The sequence below is a fragment of the Blastococcus sp. CCUG 61487 genome (genome assembly GCF_005222955.1).
Classification (GTDB): Bacteria; Actinomycetota; Actinomycetes; order Mycobacteriales; family Geodermatophilaceae; genus Blastococcus.
Genome location: NZ_LWUA01000243.1, coordinates 63,882 through 84,794, shown reverse-complemented (window position 1 = coordinate 84,794; position 20,913 = coordinate 63,882). Strand labels below are relative to the sequence as shown.

Genomic DNA, 20,913 nt, shown 5'->3' with positions numbered 1-20,913 from the left:
CCTGCCCGTATGGCAGTCTCCCGGCTCATGGTGGGGGTTTCCGAGCCGACGTCGTCCCGGAGCTGGACGCGCCATCCCGGCGCCCTCGTGGCGGTCGCCGCGCTGACCCTTCCGCTCTTCCTCACCGGCATCCCGCTGCGCCCGCACACCGGCGCCGAGATCGTCGTCTACGACATCGTCCTGTTCAACGCCGCACCGCTGCTGGCGATCGCGCTCTGCGCACGCGCCGGACGACGGTCCGCGGAGGAGCGGCCGGTCTGGTGGGGGACGGCGCTGGCCATGGCCTTCACCCTGGTCGGCAACGTCGTCTTCGGGTTGGTCGCCGCCGGGCCCGGAGCCGTGCCGCACCCGTCGGCCGCGGACGTCTGGTGGTTGGCCTCCTACCTGCCGCTGTTCGTCGTCCCGGTGTCCCTGCTCCGGCTGCGGTTGCGCCGGGTGCAGCCGATCACCTGGCTCGACGGCATCATCGCCGCGCTCGGGGTCACCGCGGTGGCCGTCGTGTACGGCATCGGCCCGTGGCTCGCGACGGACGGGCTCGACGGGCTCGCGACGGCGGTGACCCTCGCGTACCCGATCGCCGACGTCCTCGTCCTCGCGCTGGTCGGCGCCGTGATCGCCATGGTCGGTCTGCGGATCGACAGGCTGCTCGCGGTGGCCTGCGTGGTGCTCGCCAACAAGGCCGTCGGTGACCTGCTGCTCATGGCCATGCTGGCGGACGGGGAGTACGTGCCGGGCGGGCCGCTGGAGCTGCTGTGGATCCTCAACGCGGTGCTGATCTGCGCCGTGGCCGTCTTCCCCCCTCGTCCCGTCCGGCCGCCGGCGACGGACACGTCGGGCACGAGCTGGCGGGCGGTCACGGTCCCCCTGGCGTGCACGGCGGCCTCCCTCGTCGTCCTGGGGTTGCAGTGGGGCGACGGGTGGCTCGGCATCGGCGAGCTGTGCGCCGTCGGGTGCCTCGGAGCGTTCATGGCCCGCAGCGTGCTGACGGTGCACCAGCTCCGGACGCTGCACGAGGCCCGCCGTCTTGCGGCGACCGACGAGCTCACCGGACTGGCCAACCGGCGGGGGCTCGTCCAGGAGGCGGAGAAGCACCTGGCCGCCGGCCGGCAGCTCGCCCTCGCGCTGGTGGACCTGGACGCGTTCAAGGTGGTGAACGACGGTCTGGGCCACGCCGCCGGCGACGACGTCCTGCGGCAGCTGGCCGAGCGGTTCCGCGGTGCCGTCCGTCCCGAGGACCTCGTGGCTCGTCTCGGCGGGGACGAGTTCGCCGTGCTGCTCCCGGAGGCCGCGCCCGCGGACGCCCATCGGTGCGCGCGGCGGCTGCACGAGCTGGCCTGCCAGCCGGTGGACCTGGGGCACGTGACGACGCGGGTCGGAGCGAGCATCGGGATCGCAGGGGCGCCGGACCAGGCGGTCACCGTCGCCGAGCTCCTCCACCTCGCCGATCTCGCCATGTACGCCGCCAAGTCGACCCGTGGGGGCGTCCGCTGGTACGACGCGGAGCTCCCGGGCCCGGACGCCGCTGCTCACGCGGAGCTCTCCGGGGACGGACGTCTGCTCCTCCAGCCCTGGCACGATGCCGAGGGCCGGCTGCAGGTCGCCGTCGCGCTCGTCCGGTCACCCGGCCACCTCCCCGACGCCGCGGGTGGTGTCGCCGTGCTCGACGAGGCGGTCCGCGCCGTGGCGCAGTGGTGGGACGCCGTCCCCGTGCCGGTGGCCCTCACCGTCTCGTCGTCGGACCTGAACACGTCGCGCCTCCCGGACCGCATCGCCGCCGCGCTCCTGCGGGCGACGCTGCCCCCCGAGGCGCTGCTGATCCGGATCGGCCGCGACGCCGTCGCCACCCGGCCGGACGACATCCCGACCCTGATCGAAGCCTTGAAGGTCCGCGGCATCCCGACGGCGGTCACCGCGCCGGGCACCGGTGCGCTGGCCCTGCTCGCCGTGCGGGACCTGGCCGCGGACCGGATCGTGCTGGACCGCGCGGCCGTCGGTGACATCGTCCGCGACCGCCGCGCCCACCTCGTGGTCGGGCACACCATCGCGCTGGCCACGTCCCTGGGCAACGCCGTCACGGCCGAGTCGGTCGACCCCGACACCGACGCCGCCCTCGGCCGGCTCGGGTGCGCGGTCCTGCACCCAGCGGCACCGCTACCGCCCGAGCAGCTCGCCCAGCGCCTGCTCCCGGTCGATCCCGTCGCGCCCGGCCCGGGAGCCGGCTAGCCGAGCTGCGGAGCCACCTCCGCCGCCACCAGGTCGAGGTGGTCGAGGTCGCCGAGGTCGAGCACCTGCAGGTAGATCCGCTGGGACCCCGCCTCGGCGTACCGGCCGATGATGTCGACAGCTTCGGCCGGCGTCCCGGCCACACCGTGCTCGCGCAGCTCTTCGACCTCGCGGCCGATCGCCGCGGCGCGGCGGGCGATCTCCGCCTCGTCCTTACCCACGCAGACGACCAGCGCCGAGCTGTAGACCAGGGACGACGGGTCGCGCCCCTGCTCCTCGCAGGCCTCGCGCACGCCGGCGAACAGCCGCGCGTTGTCCTCGGCCGACATGAACGGCACGTTGAACTCGGCGGCGTAGCGGGCGGCCAGGCGCGGGGTGCGCTTCTTCCCGCCGCCGCCGACCAGGATCGGGATGCCGCCCTCCTGCACCGGCTTGGGCAGCGCCGGGGAGTTCGACAGCTGGTAGTGCTGTCCGTCGAAGTCGAAGGTCTCCCCTACCGGGGTGTTCCACAGGCCGCTGATGACGGCCAACTGCTCCTCGTAGCGGTCGAACCGCTCGCCCAGCGACGGGAACGGGATGCCGTAGGCGGTGTGCTCCTGGGCGAACCAGCCGGAGCCGATGCCGAGCTCGACCCGGCCGCCGCTCATCTGGTCCACCTGGGCGACGGAGATCGCCAGCGGTCCGGGCAGCCGGAAGGTCCCCGCCGTCATCAGCGTGCCCAACCTGATCCGGCTGGTCTCGCGGGCCAGCCCGGCGAGGGTCACCCACGCGTCGGTCGGCCCGGGCAGGCCGTCGCCGCCCATCGTCAGGTAGTGGTCGGACCTGAAGAAGGCGTCGAAGCCGGTCTCCTCGGTCCGCCGGGCCACGGCGAGCAGGTCGTCGTACGTGGCACCCATCTGGGGTTCGGTGAAGATCCGCAGTTGCACGCCCCGACGCTAGCGAGGTGCCGGTCATCCCGCGCCCCGACCTGCGCTCTCGGGGTGTGCGCGACCGATCCAGCGGGCAGGATGGCGCGGAGACGATCAACGAAAGGTGCAGCTCGTGTTCCGCAAGAAGACGCGCGGTCAGGTCATCGGCACCGAGCTCCAGGAGGGCTTCGCCCACATCGGAGTGGCGGCCACCGAAGCCGGACGCCTCGCCGCCGAGCAGCTCGGGCCCCGGGTGGCCGCTGCTCGGGAGGCGGCGGCGCCGCGCATCGGCGCCGCCCAGAAGGCGGTCGCGCCCAGGATCGCTGCGGCCACCGCGGCAGCCGCGCCGGCGGTGGCGACGGCCAAGGAGGCGCTCGCCCCCCGGGTCGAGGCGGCCCGGGACGCACTCGCCCCGCGGATGGAGGCCGTCCGCGAGACCGCAGCCCCGAAGGTGGCGTCGGCCGTGAGCTCGGCGCAGTCCGCCGCGGCCAAGGCGGCGGCCGACCTCGCGCCGCGGGTGGAGGCCGCCCGCGGAGCGGCGCAGAAGACCCTGCACGACGACGTCGTCCCACGGCTGGAGGCCGCCCAGGTGGCCGCGCTGGCGTACGCCACCCCCAAGGTGGCGGCTGCGCGCGAGGCTGTCACCCCCGCCCTCGAGAGTGCCCGGGAGACCCTCGCCGCCGGTGTCGACAGCGCGCTGAGCGAGCTGGACGCGCGGCGCGCGGAGCTCGCCGCCGGGGCGGAGAAGTCCACGCGCAAGGCGCGCAAGGGCGCGAAGAAGGCCCGGAAGACGGCCGCCAAGAAGCGTCGCGAGTTCGAGAAGGCGGCCGCCAGCACCGCCAAGGTGGTCAAGCAGAAGGCCGGCATCGAACCGGAGCCCCGGCGGTGGCCGTGGGTGTTGCTCGCCCTGGCGCTGGGTACCGCGGTGTTCGCCGTCCTCCGCCGCACGAAGGACGACACCTGGACCCCGGCGCCGGCCGGTGACGGTCCGGTCCCGAGCTACCGAGAGGACCCCGTGCCCAGCTCCGACAGCATGTCCGGCAAGACCGTCTCCACCGCCGACACCACCGGGGACTCCGCACCGGCCGAGTCCGACATGGGCGTGCGCGACGCGCAGCTCGTCGAGGGCGACGGGCCGGACAGCGCCACGGAGAACGGTTCCGACGCCCCCGAGCCGTTCACCTCCGGTGGCGGCGCCGACGCCGGACCGACCGCCGGGCCTGACGACCGGCAGATCTGAGCCGCGCTCCGTGCTCCACGCCGCAGCCCCCGTCGCCCCGCGCGACGGGGGCTGCGTGCTGGGAGGGGTGGCGGCGTCTTCGCGGGTACCGTGGAGATCATGAGTGAGCCCGCCGTTCCGACCTCCGCTCCGGGCTCGACGATCGAGCCGGCCGGCCGCAAGCTGCTCCGCCTCGAGGTCCGCAACAGCCAGGTGCCCATCGAGCGCAAGCCGGAGTGGATCAAGACCCGGCTCAAGACCGGCCCGGAGTACACCGAGCTGAAGTCACTGGTCCGCCGCGAGGGGTTGCACACGGTCTGCGAGGAGGCCGGCTGCCCCAACATCTACGAGTGCTGGGAGGACCGCGAGGCGACCTTCCTCATCGGCGGCGACCAGTGCACGCGGCGGTGCGACTTCTGCCAGATCGACACGGGCAAGCCGGCCGACTTCGACGCCGACGAGCCCCGCCGGGTCGCCGAGAGCGTCGCCACGATGGGCCTGAAGTACGCGACGGTCACCGGTGTCGCGCGGGACGACCTGCCCGACGGCGGGGCGTGGCTGTACGCCGAGACCGTGCGGCAGATCCACGCGCAGCTGCCCGGCTGCGGTGTCGAACTGCTCATCCCGGACTTCAACGCCGACCCCGCGCAGCTGGCGGAGGTGTTCTCCTCCCGACCCGAGGTTCTGGCCCACAACGTGGAGACGGTGCCGCGGATCTTCAAGCGGATCCGGCCCGGCTTCCGGTTCGAGCGCTCGCTCGAGGTGCTGACGGCGGCCCGCGAGGCCGGTCTGGTCACCAAGTCGAACCTGATCCTCGGCATGGGCGAGGAGCCCGAGGAGGTCGTGGAGACCATGCGTGCACTTCACGACGCCGGCACCGACCTGCTGACCATCACCCAGTACCTGCGGCCCTCGCCCCGGCACCACCCCGTCGTCCGCTGGGTGAAGCCCGACGAGTTCGTGGAGTTCCAGGCCGAGGCCGAGCGGATCGGGTTCCCCGGTGTCCTGGCCGGTCCCCTGGTGCGCAGCTCGTACCGCGCCGGCCGGCTCTACCAGCAGGCGATCGCGGCGCGCGGGCTGACGCCGACGATCTGACCCGCTCCTCTGCCGGCGGGCGAGCGTGCGCGTGGTGCGGGCATCGGGTCCCTAGACTCGGGAGCATGGCACGCAGCAAGCCCGGTGACGCGGGCGCCGGCAAGGCCCCGAAGCTGGACAAGAAGGGGCAGCCCAAGGTCGGGCGGTTGAAGAAGCTCGGCGCCAACGCCCGCATGATCAAGCAGGCGTACACGCTGACGAGCAAGAACGATCCGAAGCTGCCGTGGATCCTGCTCATCACCTTCGTGCTGACCGCCACGGTCGTGGAGGTCATCGGGATCCTCCTCGGGATGCCGTTCCTCTTCATCCCGCTCGCGATCCTCTTCGCCCTGCTGGCGACGCTCATCGTGTTCGGTCGGCGGGCGCAGCGGTCGGCCTACAAGCAGGTGGAGGGGCAGCCGGGGGCCGCCGCGTGGGTGCTCGAGGGCATGCGCGGCGACTGGCGGGTGACCTCCGGGGTCGCCGGGACCACGCAGCTCGACGCCGTGCACCGGGTGCTGGGCCGGCCCGGGGTGATCCTCGTGGCCGAGGGCTCGCCCGGCCGGGTGCGCGGGCTGCTCGCGCAGGAGAAGAAGAAGGTCGCCCGCATCGTGGGCGAGACCCCGATCTACGACATCCTCGTCGGCGACGACGAGGGGCAGGTGCCGCTGCCCAAGCTGAGCTCGCACGTCATGAAGCTCCCCCGCAACCTCACCGCGGCCGAGCTCAACACCCTGGGCCGGCGGATGAGCGCGCTAGGCGGACCGAAGATGCCCGTCCCGGGTGGTCCGCTGCCCGGCGGACGGCAGATGTCGATCAGCCAGCGGCAGGTCCGCCGCCGCTGACGTAGCCCTCGATGACCGACGTCCGCTAGAACGGTGGCGGGTCGTCGTCCGGTCCGGGCTGTGGTTCGTGGGCCGGCGGTCCGGTGTCGGGTGGGTCGGGGGACGTCTGTCGGAGGTGGTCCCGGATCCCGGTGAGGGTGGAGAGGTCCGGGGGCTGGGGCGCCGGTTCCTGCCTGGCTGTGCGGAGGCCGGGTGGGCGGGTGGTGCGGGTGATGCCGGTCGGGGTGGTGACGTGCAGGGTGCCGTCGGGCTCCATGCGGAAGTGCCAGCCGGGGGCGAAGGTCTTCAGCCGGTGGTGCGAGCGGCACAGGCAACAGAGGTTGGTGCAGGTGGTGTCGCCGTCGGCGGCGTGCGGGACGACGTGGTCCAGGTCGGTCCAGCCGACCCGCTGACCGCAGTTGGGCATCCGGCAGCAGCGGTCGCGGGTGGTGACGAAGCGCTCCTGGCGGGCGGTGTGCGCATACGCCTCGGTGGCCGCAGGCATGCCGAGCACCGGGCAGCCGCAGCCATCAGCAGAACCATCTGCGGGGTGCTCGGGGCAGCCGGTCGTGGCGATGCGCAGCAGTTCGGCGACGGTGGTGGTGGCCAGCAGCCGGCCGTCGGTGTCGGTGATCGCGAACGTCAGGCTGCCGCCCGGTGGCGGTTCGAGGCCGAGGGCGGCGATGCGGGCGAGCAGCCCGCGGACGTGGGCGGCGGTGATCACCAGCCCGTTCACCGTCCCTGCCTGCGCGGTGACGCCGGCGAGGCTGTCGAGGGTGGCGGTGATGCTCAGGTGCGCGGTCACATCGGGTTGGCCGTGGCCGCCGGGGCGGCGTAGCAGCAGCGAGTACAGCTCGGTGCGGATCCGGGCGATCGGCCGCTGGTCGCCGTCGGCCTTGGCCAGCCGGGCCAGGGTGTCGATGACGGCGTAGGCCTCGGCGGCCTCGTCGGCCGGCAGGTCCGCCCCCAGGGTGGCCATCCCGTCCGGGCGGGGCTGCAGGAACACGTCCGCGGCCTGCTGGGCCTCCTCACGGCGCTCGTCGGCGGCTGCGGCGTCCAGCTCGGCCAGCAGCTCCAGCGCCCGGGAGCGCAGCGTGGTCACCGACAGATCGACCGCCTCCGACAGCAGCCGGCCCTCGATCGCGGCCGCCAACTGCGGGTCGACGTCACCGAGCACGTCGGCCAGCGCCGCCGCCCGGGACTCGTCCAGCTCCCCGCGGCCCAGCGCGGCGTAGGTGCCGGGCAGGTTGTCCCGCCAGGCCCGCGCCCGCGCGTACCGGTGGGTGGCGGTGCCCCGGCCCCGGTTGAGCACCATCGCCAACTCACCGGCGAAGAACTCACTCACCCCGGGCTCGCCGGCACCAGCCGTCCAGCCGACCGACCGGGCACCGGCAGAACCCGGCCGCCGATCGTGGTCATCGGGGGACAGCTGCGCCATCCGCAGGATCAGAGCCGCCTCGTAGGCCGCCGTCATCGCCTTGCGGCCCTGGACCTTCTCCAGCTCGGCGGCCACCTGCGCCCGGGACAACAGCTCCACCGGCAACCGAGAGATACCGACCGGCTGGTCGATCGACCAGTCGATCAGCAGACCCTCGAAGGTCGAGGAACCGGAGATCCGAGCCACACCCACACGCTAGGGAACAGGTACGACACTTCTCGGCCGGCGAAGACCGACAGGATGGCGCGGTGGAGATCGCCGTCTCACCCGCCGCGGAAACGGAGAAGCCGGTCGTCCGGCGGCTGCTGGCGCTCAACGCGCACGACTTCTCCGAGATCGACGGTCGCGAGCTGGGGCCGCACGGCGAGTACGGCTACCGATACCTGGACCACTACTGGACCGAGCCGGAGCGCCACGCCTTCCTCGTCCGCGTGGCCGGCGCGCTGGCCGGCTGCGTGCTCGTCCGGACGGGCGCACCGCACCGGCTCGGCGAGTTCTTCGTCGTCCGCAAGCACCGCCGCAGCGGAGTGGGCACGGCAGTGGCCCGCGAGATCTTCCGCCGGTTCCCGGGTGAGTGGCTCGTCGAGGAGGTGCCCGGCAACGACGCCGCCGTCGCCTTCTGGCGCCGGGCCATCCCGGTCGCCTTCCAGGAGACGGTCACGGAGTCCGGGACGGCGCAGCGGTTCGTCGTCGGACCCTGAATCAGCGCGGCGTCAGCCGCGGACGACGGCCGTGCCGGTCAGCCGGTCGTGCAGGCCGCGGCCGTCGGCGTCGACCAGCAGCGCCGGCACCAGCAGCATGAGGAGACCCGTGCGCACGACGGCCCGCCACAGCGCCGTCCGCGCCCCGGGCCGCGGATGGGCCAGCCGCAACCCGAGCAGCCGCATGCCGGGGGTCTGCCCCGCCGCCACCAGGAACGCCACGGTGATCAGCCCGAAGGACAGCAGGCTCCAGTTGCCGGGAGGCTGCGGCGCGGTGAACAGGCCGGCGACGAGGGCGGCCGCGAGCGCGTCGACCAGGAAAGCGACGGCGCGCGTGCTGAAGCCGGCCAGCGAGCCCTGCCCCTCGGCCGGCAGCCCCAGGGAGGCGCCACGGGGGCGCTGCTGAGAGGGTGACAGGGCGTCATCGACCACGACGACCACCCTAGGAGCCCGGCTCGAGGCGTTGTTACGGCCCGGAAACAATAGGGACATTCCGGGGCAACTCTCCGCTCGTAGGTTGCCTGCAGTAGTCCGCCCCATCCCGGAGGATCGATGTTCACCAGCCCCGACGAGGTCGCCGCCTACATCCGCGACAACGACGTCGAATTCGTCGACGTGCGCTTCTGCGACCTGCCCGGCGTCATGCAGCACTTCACCATCCCTGCGTCGACGTTCGGCGAGGACACGTTCTCCGAGGGGCTCGGCTTCGACGGCTCCTCGATCCGTGGCTTCCAGGGCATCCACGAGTCCGACATGCTGCTGCTCCCGGACGCCAACAGCGCCTTCGTGGACCCGTTCCGCAAGCACAAGACGCTGAACGTCAACTTCTTCATCCACGACCCGATCACCCGCGAGGCGTACAGCCGCGACCCGCGGAACGTCGCGAAGAAGGCCGAGGCGTACCTGGCGGCCAGCGGCATCGCCGACACCGCGTACTTCGGCCCCGAGGCGGAGTTCTACGTCTTCGACTCGGTGCGCTACGACACCTCGATCAACGAGGGCTACTACCACATCGACTCGGAGGAGGGCTCCTGGCGGAGCGGGGCCGCCACCGAGCTCGACGGCAGCCCGAACCGGGGCTACAAGGCCCGCCCCAAGGGCGGCTACTTCCCGGTCGAGCCCTACGACCAGCAGAGCGACCTGCGCGCCGACATGATGCGCAACCTCACCCGGGTCGGGCTCGAGCTCGAGCGCGGGCACCACGAGGTGGGCACGGGCGGTCAGGCGGAGATCAACTACAAGTTCGACACGCTGCTGCGCTCGGCCGACAGCCTGATGCTGTTCAAGTACGTCATCAAGAACACCGCCTGGGCCGCCGGCAAGACGGCGACCTTCATGCCGAAGCCGCTGTACGGCGACAACGGCTCCGGCATGCACTGCCACCAGAGCCTCTGGAAGGACGGGCAGCCGCTGTTCCACGCCGAGACCGGCTACGCGGGTCTGTCCGACATGGCGCGGCACTACATCGGCGGCCTGCTGGCCCACGCGCCGTCGCTGCTGGCCTTCACGAACCCGACTGTCAACAGCTACCACCGCCTGGTGCCCGGCTACGAGGCGCCGATCAACCTCGTCTACTCCGCCCGCAACAGGTCGGCGTGCCTGCGCATCCCGATCTCCGGGGACAGCCCCAAGGCCAAGCGCATCGAGTTCCGCGTGCCGGACCCGTCGGCCAACCCCTACCTCGCCTTCTCGGCGATGATGATGGCCGGCCTCGACGGCATCAAGAACAAGATCGAGCCCCCGGCCCCGATCGACAAGGACCTTTACGAGCTCCCGCCGGAGGAGGCGCTGGGCATCGAGAAGGTCCCCGCCTCGCTGGACGCCGCGCTGGACAACCTCGAGACCGACCACGAGTACCTGATCGACGGCGGGGTGTTCACCCCCGACCTGATCGAGACGTGGATCGACTACAAGCGGGCCAACGAGATCGACCCGATCCGCCTGCGCCCGCACCCGCACGAGTTCGCGATGTACTACGACATCTGAGCCCGTCCCGCCGCGGCCCCCGACCTGCCCGCCAGGTCGGGGGCCGCGGTGTCTCCGGGGGTCAGCTGCGGGAGCGGGAGAGCAGGTAGACGAAGTACGGGGCGCCGATGAGGGCGACGGCGAGCCCGGCGGGGAGCTCGGCGGGAGCGAGCACCGTGCGCCCGACGAGGTCCGCGACACCGAGCAGGGCCGCGCCCGCCAGCAGCGACACCGGCACCGAGCGCGCGTGCCGGCCGCCCACGAGCCCGCGGGCCAGGTGCGGGGCGACCAACCCGACGAAGCCCACGACGCCGACGGCGATGACGCTGGTCGCCGCGAGCAGCGCAGCGACGGTGAGCACGAGCAGCCGCACGCGCTCCAGCCCGACCCCCACCACCCGCGGGGTGTCGTCGTCGAGCGCGAGGAGGTCCAGCTCGCGCCGGACGACGACGGCCAGCGGCAGTGCGATCAGCAGGAGGACGGCGACCGGGAGCACCTGGCTCCACGAGCGGCCGTAGGTCGTCCCCGCCAGGAACGTGAAGATCCGGGGCGTGTCGAACGGGTTGGCACGCAGCAGCAGGTACGTCGTGACGGCCACCGACCCGTACCAGAACCCGATCCCGATGAGGACCAGCCGGTCGGTGTTCAGGCCCTTGCGCCAGGCCAGCCCGTAGACCAGGGCGAACGCCACCAGCGCTCCCGTGCTCGCCGCGAGCAGTGTGGTCGTGCCGCTGGCTCCCCCACCCCCGGCGACGAGGACCGCTCCGAGGCCGGCGCCGCCGGTGATGCCGAGCAGCCCGGGCTCCGCGAGCGGGTTGCGGCAGGTCGCCTGCACCAGCGAGCCGGAGAGCGCCAGTGCCGCACCGGCCAGCAGCGCCGCGGCGACCCGCGGCGCGCGCTCGTCGAGCACGAACCGGAGGAACGGCGATCCCTCGCCCCCGAGCCACAGCGCGAGGTCACCCGTGCGCAGCCACGTGTTGCCGGCCAGCAGCCCGACGAACCCCACCGCGACGACGAGGGCCGCGCTGACGGAGATCACGATCCAGAACCGCCGCCGGGACCGCGCCACGACACCGGTGCCCGGAGGCTGCCGCGTCGGACCGGAATCGCGGCCGCGGCGGGCGAGAGCGACGAGGAGCACCGCACCGAGGAGCGTCGTCGTGACGCCCGTGGGGATGGCGATGGCCCGGTCGGCGCCGACCGCCGCCCGCAGGAGGGCATCGGCGAGGACGACGACGAGCGCACCGACCAGGCCCGCCACCGGGATGAGCACGAGGTGCCGCTGCAGGGCCGGGAACGCGCGGGACATCAGCCGGGCCAGCACCGGCGCGGCGAGCCCGACGAAGCCGATCGGCCCGGCCAGGGTCACCGCGGACGCGGTCAGCAGGACGGCCAGCACCGTGCCGATGACCCGGGTCGAGCGCACCGGGACGCCGAGGACGCCGGCGGTGTCGTCGCCGAGGCCCAGGAGGTCCAGCCGGCGGGCGATGAGCAGCGCGCACAGCGTGGCGACGACGACGACCGGTGCGGCGCGCCGGAACGCGTCCAGGCCGAGCTGGCTGAGCGAGCCGCTGCCCCATGCCAGCAGGCCGGTGGTCTCCTGCGCGAAGAGGAGGAGCAGCGCGGCGGTGGCGGCCTGCAGCGCCATGGCCACGGCCGTGCCCGCGAGGACGAGCCGGGTCGTGGACGTCCCTCCCCCACCGGCCAGCCCGAGCACCAGCCCGGCGGCGGCGAGCCCACCGGCGGTGGCGACGGCACCGGACGCGGCGAGGGGCACGGCCAGCCCGAACGCCGCGACGGCGCTGACCGCGAAGTGCGCGCCGGCGGTCACGGCGAGCGTGTCGGGCGATGCCAGCGCGTTGCGGGCCAGCGACTGGAAGAGCGCGCCGGCCACCCCGAGCGCGAAGCCGACGGCCAGGCCTGCGGCCAGGCGCGGGATCCGCGAGCCCACCAGCACGTCGCGCGTGCCGGCGTCGATGTCGTCCCGGCCGGTGAGCAGCCCGACCAGGTCGGCCAGCCCCACGGCCGACGTCCCCTGCGTCAGGTGCCAGCCGGCCGCCGCGGCGACCACGAGCACCAGCACGACCACGGCCCCCGCCGCGCTCGCGGCCTGCCCGACCCCCGCCGGCGAGGGCGGGTGCGCGGGCCGGGCAGGCTGCGCGAGAGCCTGGTCGTGCTGGGTCACCGTGGGGTCAGTTCGTCAGCAGGTCGACGTAGGCCTGGAGGGCCTGCTCCGCCGACCGGGGGCCGCCGAACGTCCAGATCCCGGGCGGGAACTCGTACAGCCGCCCCTCGGCGACGGCGGGGATCGACGACCAGGCCGGGTTGCCCTCGAGCAGCGGCGCCAGCTGGTACTCCTCGATCTCGGTCCCGGTGTAGAAGAACGCGGCGTCACCGACCGAGCGCATGCCCTCGATGTCGGTCGACCCCAGGCCGTAGGCCTCGTCCACCGGTCCGGTCCACGCGTTGGTCAGCCCCAGCTCCTCGCCGAGCTCGCCGAACAGCGAGCCCTGGCCGAAGGGGCGGAACGCGACGTTGCCGCCCTGCGCGTACCCGTCGAAGTAGACGAAGTCGGTGATGGTGACGTCGCTGTCGGCGACCGCCTGCTTCGCCTCCTCGAGCGTCGTCTCGAACTCCTCGAGCACCTGCTCGGCGCGGTCCTCCCGGCCGGTCGCCTCGGCGATGAGGGTGAACGTGTCGCGCATGTTCTGGATCGGGTCGGTGGTGTCGGCGCCGACGGTGGCCAGCACGGGCACGTCGTACTCGTCGAGCTGGGTGAGCACCGGGTCGTCCTCGCCGGAGGCCTCGACGATCACCAGGTCGGGCTGTGCGGCGAACAGGGCGTCGAGGTTGGGCTCGCCGCGCGTGCCGACGTCCTCCACGCCCTCGGGCAGCTCCTCGGCGGTGTTCCACTGCCCGAAGCCCTCGACGTCGGCGACGGCGACGGGGTTCAGGCACAGCGAGAGCACCATCTCCGTCTGCTGCCACTCGAGGACGGCGACCCGCTCGGCCGGCTCGTCGAGCTCGACGGTCCGGTCGAAGGCGTCGGTGACGGTGACCGGGCCGCTGGAGGTCTCGACGCCGTCGCAGCCCTCGGCGGAGGCGTTCTCCGTGGCCGCCTCGCTGCCGCTGGGCTCGGGGTCGCTGGTCCCGCACGCGGTCAGCGCCAGCCACGCCGCGGCTACGCCGAGGACGACGCGGGCGAACGGGAGACGGGTGGATCTGGGCATGCGGGGTCCTTCCGAGGAGTCAGGGTGGTGCGGCTCTGGGTGGGGTCGGCGCCGGTCAGACGGCGGCCGGGAGGCGGCGTCGGCGCCGCTCGTGGTGGCGGGCCCGCGGCTCGATCCGCAGCAGGCCCGCGAGCGGGTCGGTCTGCACCTCGATCGGGAGCTCGTACACCTCGGACAGGTGCGCGCCGGTCAGCACCGACGCGGGGTCGCCGGCCGCCGCGATGCGGCCCCGGTGCAGCAGCACCACGGTGTCGGCGATGGTCGCGGCGTGGTTCAGGTCGTGCAGCACGATGCCGACCGCCGTCCCGTGGTCGGCGGCCAGCTGGTGCACCAGGTCGAGGATCTCGACCTGGTAGCGCAGGTCGAGGTGGTTGGTCGGCTCGTCCAGGAGGAGCACGCCGGTGTCCTGGGCGAGGCACGTCGCCAGCCAGACCCGCTGGAGCTCCCCGCCGGAGAGCTGGTCGACGGGGCGGTCGGCCATGGCGGTCACGCCGGTGAGGTCCATGGCCGAGGCGATGGCGGTGCGGTCGGCGGCGCACAGGGCGGCGAACCGGCGCCGGTGCGGATGGCGACCGAAGGCCACCACGTCGCGGACCGCGAGCCCCGACGGGTGGGGGCGGGACTGGGAGAGCAGCGTGACGCGGCGGGCGAACTCGCGGGCCGACAGCGCGGCGGCGTCCTCGCGCCCGGCGTCGTCGGCGCCGGAGCCCAGCCCGATCCGGCCGGACTCGATCGCGTGCAGCCGGGCCATGGACCGCAGCACCGTGGACTTGCCGCTGCCGTTCGGTCCGATGAGCGCGGTGACGGCCCCCGGACGGATCCCGACCGAGACGCCGTGGACCACCGTCGTGCCGTGGTACCCGAGCACGAGGTCGTCGCCGTGCAGAGACGTCGTCACGGAGGTGAGGCTAACCTAAATGAGTCGCCAGTTGATCACTGCCCTCCCGGTTTTTTTCGGAAGTCCGCGCCCGCGCTTCAGCCGGTGCGTCGCCGCACCGCGCGGTCGGCCGCCCGCCGGACCGCACCGAGGCGGCGGGACAGGACGGCGTCCAGCAGCCGGTCGACCGGCGTCACCTCCCCGAGCCGAACGGCGCCCGCCCACCGCGGCACCGCCACAGTCCGCGATCGGGGCGCGTCCAGGGTGGCGCCGATCGCCTCGGCCACGCGCTCGGGTGCGATGCCGCGGGAGAGCCGGCCGCGGGCGTCGTCGTCGGACTCCGGTGCGGAGCCGTGCCCACGGGCGAGCCACTCGGTCCGCACGAAGAACGGGTTGACGGTGTGCACCCGGACACCGCGGGCGGTGACCTCCCGGCGCAGTCCCTTCACGAACCCGTCCAGTCCCGCCTTGGTCGCCGAGTAGACGGACAGCGGCGGCACCTGCGCCCACGCCGCCACCGAGGAGACCGCCACGACGTCGGCCCTCCCCCGCTCCCGGGCCGCGGCCAGCAAGTGCGGCAGCGCCAGCCTGGTCACCTCGATCGCCCCGGTGAGGTTCAGCGCGACGACGCCCTCGACGACGTCGCCCGGCATGTCCTCCACCAGCCCGGCCCAGCCCAGCCCCGCGTTGAGGACGACGCCGTCGAGCCGGCCGTGCTCGGCCATGACCGCCTCGACCAGCCGGGCGCGGTCGGCCGCGTCGGCGACGTCGGCCGCCGTCGTCGTCACGACGGGGAGGTCCCCCACGGCCGCGGCCAGCCGGTCGCCGTCCCGGGCGCAGGTGACGACGCGGGCACCGGCCGCGGCCAGGTGCCGGACCGTCGCGCGGCCGATCCCGGCGCTGCCGCCGGTGACGAGGAGGACGCGAGTGCTCGGATCCGGCATGGGGCCGTCCTACCCCCGGGGGACATCACATGCGCGCAGGCATCGAAAACGGAAGGCCTGGGCATGGGCGAGCACATGCACCTGCCCTCTCCCCGCGGCCCGCTCAGCGAGTCGCTCACCCAGGACCTCGCCGGCCGCCCCACTCTCTCCGCCCGGACGCTCGAGGCCGCCGCCCGCCTCGCCGACGGCTCCGCGGGCCCGCTCACCGACGAGGACCTGCAGCTGTCGCTGGCGATCTGCTACGAGCTGCACTACCGCGGTTTCGACGGCGTCGACGAGGACTGGGAGTGGGACCCGGAGCTGATCCGCGTGCGGTCCGGGCTCGAGCAGCTGCACCTGTCGGGTCTGCGCGGGCTGGTCGGCCCGGTGCCGGTGACCGACGAGCCGATCGACCGCCAGCTCGCGGCGGCCATCGCGGAGGACGACGGCCCGTCGCTGGCGAGGTACATGGCCCGCGAGGGCACGCTCGAGCAGTGGCGGGAGTACCTGACCCTGCGGTCGGTCTACCACCTGAAGGAGGGCGACCCGCACACGTTCGCCATCCCCCGCCTCTCGGGTGCGGCGAAGGCGGCCATGGTCGAGATCCAGGCCGACGAGTACGGCGGCGGCTCGGCCACGCGCATGCACAGCGAGCTGTTCGCCGGCCTGCTGCGCGACCTCGGGCTGGACTCCACCTACGGCGCGCTCTGGGAGGACGCTCCGGCGGCGGCGTTCGCGCACGTGAACACCATGTCGCTGTTCGGGCTGCACCGCCGGTGGCGCGGCGCGGCGCTCGGGCACCTCGCCTGCGTGGAGATGACCTCCTCGGAGCCCAGTCGCCGGTACTCGGCCGGCCTGCGCCGGCTCGGCTTCGACGAGTCGACCCGGGTCTTCTACGACGAGCACGTGGAGGCCGACGCCGTCCACGAGCAGATCGCTTCGGTGGACATGTGCGGCTCGCTGGTCGCGGCGGACCCGGCCCTGGCTGCGGACGTCCTCTTCGGGGCCCGCTGCGCGCTGGCGATGGACGGCGTCACCGCCCGCCACCTGCTGGGCGCGTGGGAGGCGGGCAGGTCCGCGCTGCGTCGGGAGCCGGTCGCGGCCTGACCGGCTCAGTCCTGCGGGCGGAGGTGGGACACCGGCCGCGGGGCGCTGGGCGCGCTCGGGGCGGTGAACCCGGCTCGCTTGTGGGTGCCGTCGCAGAACGGCTTGATGCCGGACTTGCCGCACCGGCACAGCGCGATCGTGCGCCGGCCGGGGTCGATCTCCGCGCCGTCCTGGTCGACCAGCCGGAAGTTGCCGCGCACGATCAGCGGACCGTCGCGGTAGGGCGTGATGGTCGCCGCGTCGCCGGAAGCACCGTCGTCGGTGGCGGCATCGACGTCGTCGGGGAGATCGGACTCGGCGGGGAGGCAGCTCGACACGACCCTCCTCTGCCCCGCTCCCCCGCCGGGCACACGCCGCGCCCGCGAACCGACCCGCCCGGGTGACCGGTCAGCCGGTGGTGGGCTGCCGGCGGGTCGCCTCCGCCGCGCTCCGCGCGCGGGGCAGCTCGTCGGCCGCGCCAGCCGGTCGCTCCCCCTCCGGCAGCTGGACGCCGGTCTCGTCGAGCTCCGCCGGGGCTCCGGTCAACGTCGGCACGGCCAGCAGCCGGACGACGACCACCGCGAGGACCGCGCCGACCAGCGGCGCCAGCAGGAACAGCCACACGTGGGCCAGCGGATCCCCGCCGGCGAACAGCGCGGGGCCGAGGGAGCGCGCCGGGTTGACCGAGGTGCCGGTGAGCGGGATGCCCACGAGGTGCACCGCCGCCAGCGCCAGCCCGATCGCGAGCCCGGCGAAGCCCGGTGCGGCGGCCTTGCCCGTGACGAGCAGGACCACCGCCACGAACACGAAGGTGAGGAGCACCTCGAGGACGAAGGCCCCTCCCCCGCTGATGGTCGCACCCCAGTCGTTGGCCCCGAGGACACCGGTCTGGTCGGTGACCTCGCCGAAGTCGCTGGTCAGGAGCTGGAGGAAGGCGGCACCGGCGATGCCGCCGGCGAACTGCGCCACCCAGTAGAGGCCGGCCTCGGTGGTCGTCATGCCCCGGGACAGCAGCACCCCGAGGGTGACCGCCGGGTTGATGTGGCAGCCCGAGACCGGGCCGATCGCGTAGGCCAGCGCGAGCAGCGTGAGCCCGAAAGCCAGGGCCACGCCGAAGGCGCCGACGCTGTCGATGCCGCAGACGGCAGCACCGACGGCGACGGCGACGAGCAGCGCGGTGCCGATGAACTCGGCGACGAGCGAGCGGACCAGAGTGGGTGACACCACGCGACCTCCCGGTGGGCCGCAGCCGTCCCTCGCGCCGCCTCCGGGGCGGCCACGCTGCGGGCACCGACGAGAGTGGCCTGCGAGCCGCCCCGCCGACAGGGTCTTTCGGACCGCCCTCAGCCCTCGCCCGCGTAGCCGTAGAAGACCTGCTCCACGACGGTCCGGGCGTGCCGGGTGGCGCGGTGGTAGTCGTCGAGGAACTGGCCGGGATCGGTGTCCGGCCCGTAGCCGCAGGCTCGCGCCACCCCGTCGAGCTCCGGCCCCGGCCGGGGCAGCTGGTCGCTCGGGCGGCCGCGCACCAGGAAGATCGCGTTGCGCGCGCGGGTCGCGAGCTCCCACGCCGTCCGCAGCGTCGCGACCTGGTCGCCGGTCAGCAGCCCCGCCGCGCCGAGCGCGGTCAGCCCCTCGACGGTCGGCCGCACGCGGAGCTCCGGCAGCTCGCCGGCGTGCTGGAGCTGCCGCAGCTGCACGGTCCACTCGACGTCGGAGAGCCCGCCGCGGCCCAGCTTGGTGTGGGTGGCCGGATCGGCGCCCCGCGGCAGCCGCTCGCGCTCGACCCGCGCCTTGACGCGGCGGATCTCGGCGACCTGGCCGGCGTCGATCCCCCCGGCCGGGTACCTGATCGGGTCGACCAGCTCGACGAACGCCGCGCCGACCTCCTCGTCGCCCGCGACCGGCTCCGCCCGGAGCAGTGCCTGCACCTCCCAGAGCGACACCCAGCGCTCGTAGTACTCGCCGAAGGCCGCGAGGCTGCGCACCAGCGCGCCCTGCCGGCCCTCGGGGCGCAGGTCGGCGTCGATCTCGAACGCCGGGTCCGGCCCGGGCTCGCCGAGCAGCCGCCGCAGGGTGTGGGCGACGGCGTTCGCCGCGGCGCTGGCCTTCCCCTCGTCGGCTCCCTCCCGGGGCCGGTGCACGAAGAGGACGTCGGCGTCGGAGCCGTAGCCGAGCTCGCCTCCGCCCAGCCTGCCCATGCCGATGATCGCCAGGTCCATCGGCAGGTCCGCCGGGTCGACCCCGATCTCCTGGGCGTGGGCCCGCACCGCCATGTCCAGCCCGGCGCGCAGCGTCGCGACGGCGACGTCGGCCAGCGCCCGGCCCACGCGGAGCGGGTCGAGCCGGCCGAGCAGGTCGGCGCAGGCGATCCGCAGCAGCTCCTGCCGGCGCAGGCTGCGCAGCACGCGGACGCCCTCCTGCGGATCGTCCGCGCGCCCGGCCGCCTGCCGCCACGCCCGGGTGAGCACGGCGACGTCGCGCGGTTCGAGCTCGGCGTCGTCGGCGAGGAGGCGCAGCGCCTCGGGGGTGCGGGTGAGCAGCCCGGCGACGTACTGGCTGGACCCGAGCAGCTGCGCCAGCCGCTCGACCACCAGCCCCTCGTCGCGGAGCAGGCGCAGGAACCACTGGTTGCCGCCGAGGGCCTCGCTGACCTGCCGGTAGGCCAGCAGTCCGGCGTCCGGGTTGGGGCAGGAGGCGAACGTCTGCAGCAGCACCGGCAGCAGGTACTTCTGCATGGAGGCCGAGCGGGACACCCCGCCGGTCAGCGCGGCCAGGTGGCGCAGCGCCGCCTCGGGGTCGCCGAAGCCCAGCGCCCGCAGCCAGTCCCCCGCGGCCTTGGAGCCGAGCTGCAGCCGCTCGCCGGGCACGCGGGCCACCGCGGAGAGCAGCGGGCGGTAGAAGAGCTTCTCGTGCAGCCGGCGCACCTCGCGGGTGTGCAGGTTCAGCTCGGCGCGCAGCACGTCGACCGCGCCCCCGCGGGCGTCGGGCTTGTAGCCCATCGACCGGGCCAGCCAGTGCAGCTGCTGCTCGTCGGTGGGCAGCAGGTGGGTGCGGCGCAGGCGGAGCAGCTGCAGCCGGTGCTCGACGGTGCGCAGGAAGCGGTAGGAGGCGATGAGCGTCGCGGCGTCCTCGCGCCCGACGTAGCCGCCGGCCGACAGCGCCGTGAGGGCCGGCAACGTGCCGCCCAGCCGCAGCGACGGGTCGCCCCGCCCGTGGACCAGCTGCAGCAGCTGGACGGCGAACTCCACGTCGCGCAGCCCGCCCGGCCCCAGCTTGAGCTCCCGGTCGGCCTGGGTGGGCGGGATGTGCGCCTCCACCCGGCGGCGCATCGCCTGCACCTCGCCGACGAACCCGGGCCGGTCACCGGCGCGCCACACCAGCGGCCACAGGGCGTCGACGTAGCCGCGGCCGAGGTCGGGGTCACCGGCCACCGGGCGCATCTTCAGCAGCGCCTGGAACTCCCAGGTGCCGGCCCACTGCTCGTAGTACGCCTGGTGGCCGGCGAGGGTGCGCACGAGCGCCCCGGCCTTGCCCTCCGGCCGCAGCGCGGCGTCCACCTCCCAGGCCGCCTCGCGGCAGATCCGCATGAGCGCAGCCGCGACGCGCGTGGCGCTGCTCAGGGCCGCGCTCTCCGACCCGCTCGGGTCGACGGGCTCGCCGACGAAGACGACGTCCACGTCGCTGACGTAGTTGAGCTCCCGCCCGCCGGTCTTGCCCAGCGCGATGACCGCGAGCCGGCAGGCGGCGGCGTCGTCCGGCTGCTCGGCCACGGCGACCGCCAGCCCGGCGGTGAGCACCGCGGCGGCGATGTCGGCCAGCTCCGCCGCGACGTCCTCCGCGGCCAGGCCGTCCCCGAGATCGCGGCCGGCGACGGAGAGGATCGCCCGCCGGTAGGCGTGCCGGAGCGCGGCGACCCGGTGCGGCTCCGCGTCCGGGGCGCCCTTGCCGAGCCGGACCCCCCACGGCGGGTCGTCCGGGTCGGCGCCGACGGCGGTCAGCAGCTGCCGCTCGAGCGCCTGCTGCGTCGGCCGGACGTAGCCCGCTTCGTCGTCGTCGTCCAGGACCGTCCAGTCGTGCGGGTGCGCGGCCAGGTGGTCGGCCAGCCCAGAGCTCGCGCCGAGCACCGCGAGGAGCCGGGACCGCAGCACGCCGGAGCCGCGCAGCCGCGCCAGCAGCGAGGCGGCGGAGCCGCCGCTGTCGTCGGCCGCGTCGAGGGCCTCCACCAGCCGGTGCAGGGAGCGGACCGCCAGGTCGGGGTCGCCTGCCCGAGCGAGCGCCGCGACCACCGGTCCGGCCTCCGGGTCCGCGGGCTCGTTGCGGTCGAGGTCCCAGAGGCCGAGGTCGGGGTGCGAGAGCAGGCGGGCGGCGCGCTGCCCGTCCTCGAAGCCGAACCGGACCAGCCGCACGACGGCGCGGCGCGGGATCTCCGCCTCGGAGGTGGTCAC

The 20,913-nt window shown here is 74.3% G+C and carries 17 protein-coding genes; 7 read left to right on the top strand and 10 right to left on the bottom strand.

Translation table 11 applies throughout. The features are described 5' to 3' along the window. Window positions 1–27 precede the first annotated feature (27 nt). Window positions 28–2,223, top strand: coding sequence for a GGDEF domain-containing protein (locus tag A6V29_RS14395; RefSeq protein WP_137160925.1), 2,196 nt, complete (start codon window positions 28–30; stop codon window positions 2,221–2,223). On the opposite strand, the gene A6V29_RS14390 is transcribed toward A6V29_RS14395, so the two are convergent. Further along, window positions 2,220–3,149, bottom strand: a complete 930-nt coding sequence (locus A6V29_RS14390) for an LLM class F420-dependent oxidoreductase (protein ID WP_137160924.1) — start codon at window positions 3,147–3,149, stop codon at window positions 2,220–2,222. The two genes, A6V29_RS14395 and A6V29_RS14390, sit on opposite strands and share 4 nt — an antisense overlap. Before the next feature lie 106 nt (window positions 3,150–3,255). On the opposite strand from A6V29_RS14390, the gene A6V29_RS20990 reads away from it, so the two are divergent. The 3 genes from A6V29_RS20990 to A6V29_RS14375 all read left to right on the top strand — a co-directional run bounded on the left by A6V29_RS20990 (window position 3,256) and on the right by A6V29_RS14375 (window position 6,269). Then, window positions 3,256–4,371 (top strand): hypothetical protein, encoded by a 1,116-nt coding sequence (locus A6V29_RS20990; RefSeq protein WP_170977876.1) that lies wholly within the window; start codon window positions 3,256–3,258, stop codon window positions 4,369–4,371. Between the two features lie 99 nt (window positions 4,372–4,470). Next, window positions 4,471–5,445, top strand: coding sequence for a lipoyl synthase (lipA, locus tag A6V29_RS14380; protein WP_137160923.1), 975 nt, complete (start codon window positions 4,471–4,473; stop codon window positions 5,443–5,445). A 65-nt stretch (window positions 5,446–5,510) separates the two neighbouring features. Continuing rightward, window positions 5,511–6,269: a DUF4191 domain-containing protein gene (locus A6V29_RS14375; protein WP_137160922.1), complete on the top strand. Its 759-nt coding sequence runs from the start codon at window positions 5,511–5,513 to the stop codon at window positions 6,267–6,269. A 25-nt stretch (window positions 6,270–6,294) separates the two neighbouring features. Here the strand turns inward: A6V29_RS14375 and A6V29_RS14370 are convergent, their stop codons facing one another. Further along, the gene (locus A6V29_RS14370; RefSeq protein ID WP_137160921.1) at window positions 6,295–7,872 is read right to left on the bottom strand and encodes an HNH endonuclease signature motif containing protein; all 1,578 of its coding nucleotides are present in this window, start codon (window positions 7,870–7,872) and stop codon (window positions 6,295–6,297) included. A 62-nt stretch (window positions 7,873–7,934) separates the two neighbouring features. On the opposite strand from A6V29_RS14370, the gene A6V29_RS14365 reads away from it, so the two are divergent. Then, a complete protein-coding gene (locus tag A6V29_RS14365) occupies window positions 7,935–8,387 on the top strand; it encodes a GNAT family N-acetyltransferase (protein ID WP_137160920.1) in 453 nt (150 codons plus the stop codon). Window positions 8,388–8,399: 12 nt separating this feature from the next. Here the strand turns inward: A6V29_RS14365 and A6V29_RS14360 are convergent, their stop codons facing one another. Continuing rightward, complete coding sequence (locus A6V29_RS14360) at window positions 8,400–8,819, bottom strand: RDD family protein (RefSeq protein ID WP_249933238.1); 420 nt, start codon at window positions 8,817–8,819, stop codon at window positions 8,400–8,402. A gap of 120 nt (window positions 8,820–8,939) precedes the next feature. Between A6V29_RS14360 and glnA the strand changes: the two genes are divergently transcribed. Next, complete coding sequence (gene glnA / locus A6V29_RS14355; protein ID WP_137160918.1) at window positions 8,940–10,373, top strand: type I glutamate--ammonia ligase; 1,434 nt, start codon at window positions 8,940–8,942, stop codon at window positions 10,371–10,373. A gap of 61 nt (window positions 10,374–10,434) precedes the next feature. Here glnA and A6V29_RS14350 read toward each other — a convergent pair whose 3' ends face one another. From A6V29_RS14350 to A6V29_RS14335, 4 genes are all read right to left on the bottom strand, one after another. Further along, the gene (locus A6V29_RS14350) at window positions 10,435–12,537 is read right to left on the bottom strand and encodes an iron ABC transporter permease (RefSeq protein ID WP_137160917.1); all 2,103 of its coding nucleotides are present in this window, start codon (window positions 12,535–12,537) and stop codon (window positions 10,435–10,437) included. A gap of 7 nt (window positions 12,538–12,544) precedes the next feature. After that, window positions 12,545–13,582 carry an ABC transporter substrate-binding protein gene (locus A6V29_RS14345; protein WP_137160916.1) on the bottom strand — a complete coding sequence of 346 codons (1,038 nt, stop codon included), beginning with the start codon at window positions 13,580–13,582 and terminating at the stop codon, window positions 12,545–12,547. A gap of 55 nt (window positions 13,583–13,637) precedes the next feature. Continuing rightward, window positions 13,638–14,480 (bottom strand): ABC transporter ATP-binding protein, encoded by an 843-nt coding sequence (locus A6V29_RS14340; RefSeq protein WP_137160915.1) that lies wholly within the window; start codon window positions 14,478–14,480, stop codon window positions 13,638–13,640. A gap of 77 nt (window positions 14,481–14,557) precedes the next feature. Further along, the gene (locus tag A6V29_RS14335; protein ID WP_137160914.1) at window positions 14,558–15,403 is read right to left on the bottom strand and encodes an SDR family NAD(P)-dependent oxidoreductase; all 846 of its coding nucleotides are present in this window, start codon (window positions 15,401–15,403) and stop codon (window positions 14,558–14,560) included. Window positions 15,404–15,466: 63 nt separating this feature from the next. Between A6V29_RS14335 and A6V29_RS14330 the strand changes: the two genes are divergently transcribed. Further along, window positions 15,467–16,489: an iron-containing redox enzyme family protein gene (locus A6V29_RS14330; protein ID WP_249933237.1), complete on the top strand. Its 1,023-nt coding sequence runs from the start codon at window positions 15,467–15,469 to the stop codon at window positions 16,487–16,489. A gap of 5 nt (window positions 16,490–16,494) precedes the next feature. On the opposite strand, the gene A6V29_RS14325 is transcribed toward A6V29_RS14330, so the two are convergent. The 3 genes from A6V29_RS14325 to A6V29_RS14315 form a co-directional block, all read right to left on the bottom strand. Then, window positions 16,495–16,806, bottom strand: a complete 312-nt coding sequence (locus A6V29_RS14325; protein WP_137160913.1) for a CDGSH iron-sulfur domain-containing protein — start codon at window positions 16,804–16,806, stop codon at window positions 16,495–16,497. 70 nt (window positions 16,807–16,876) lie between these two features. Beyond that, on the bottom strand, window positions 16,877–17,695 hold the full coding sequence (locus tag A6V29_RS14320; RefSeq protein ID WP_249933236.1) for an aquaporin: 819 nt from the start codon (window positions 17,693–17,695) through the stop codon (window positions 16,877–16,879). Window positions 17,696–17,811: 116 nt separating this feature from the next. Further along, complete coding sequence (locus A6V29_RS14315; RefSeq protein WP_137160912.1) at window positions 17,812–20,913, bottom strand: bifunctional [glutamine synthetase] adenylyltransferase/[glutamine synthetase]-adenylyl-L-tyrosine phosphorylase; 3,102 nt, start codon at window positions 20,911–20,913, stop codon at window positions 17,812–17,814.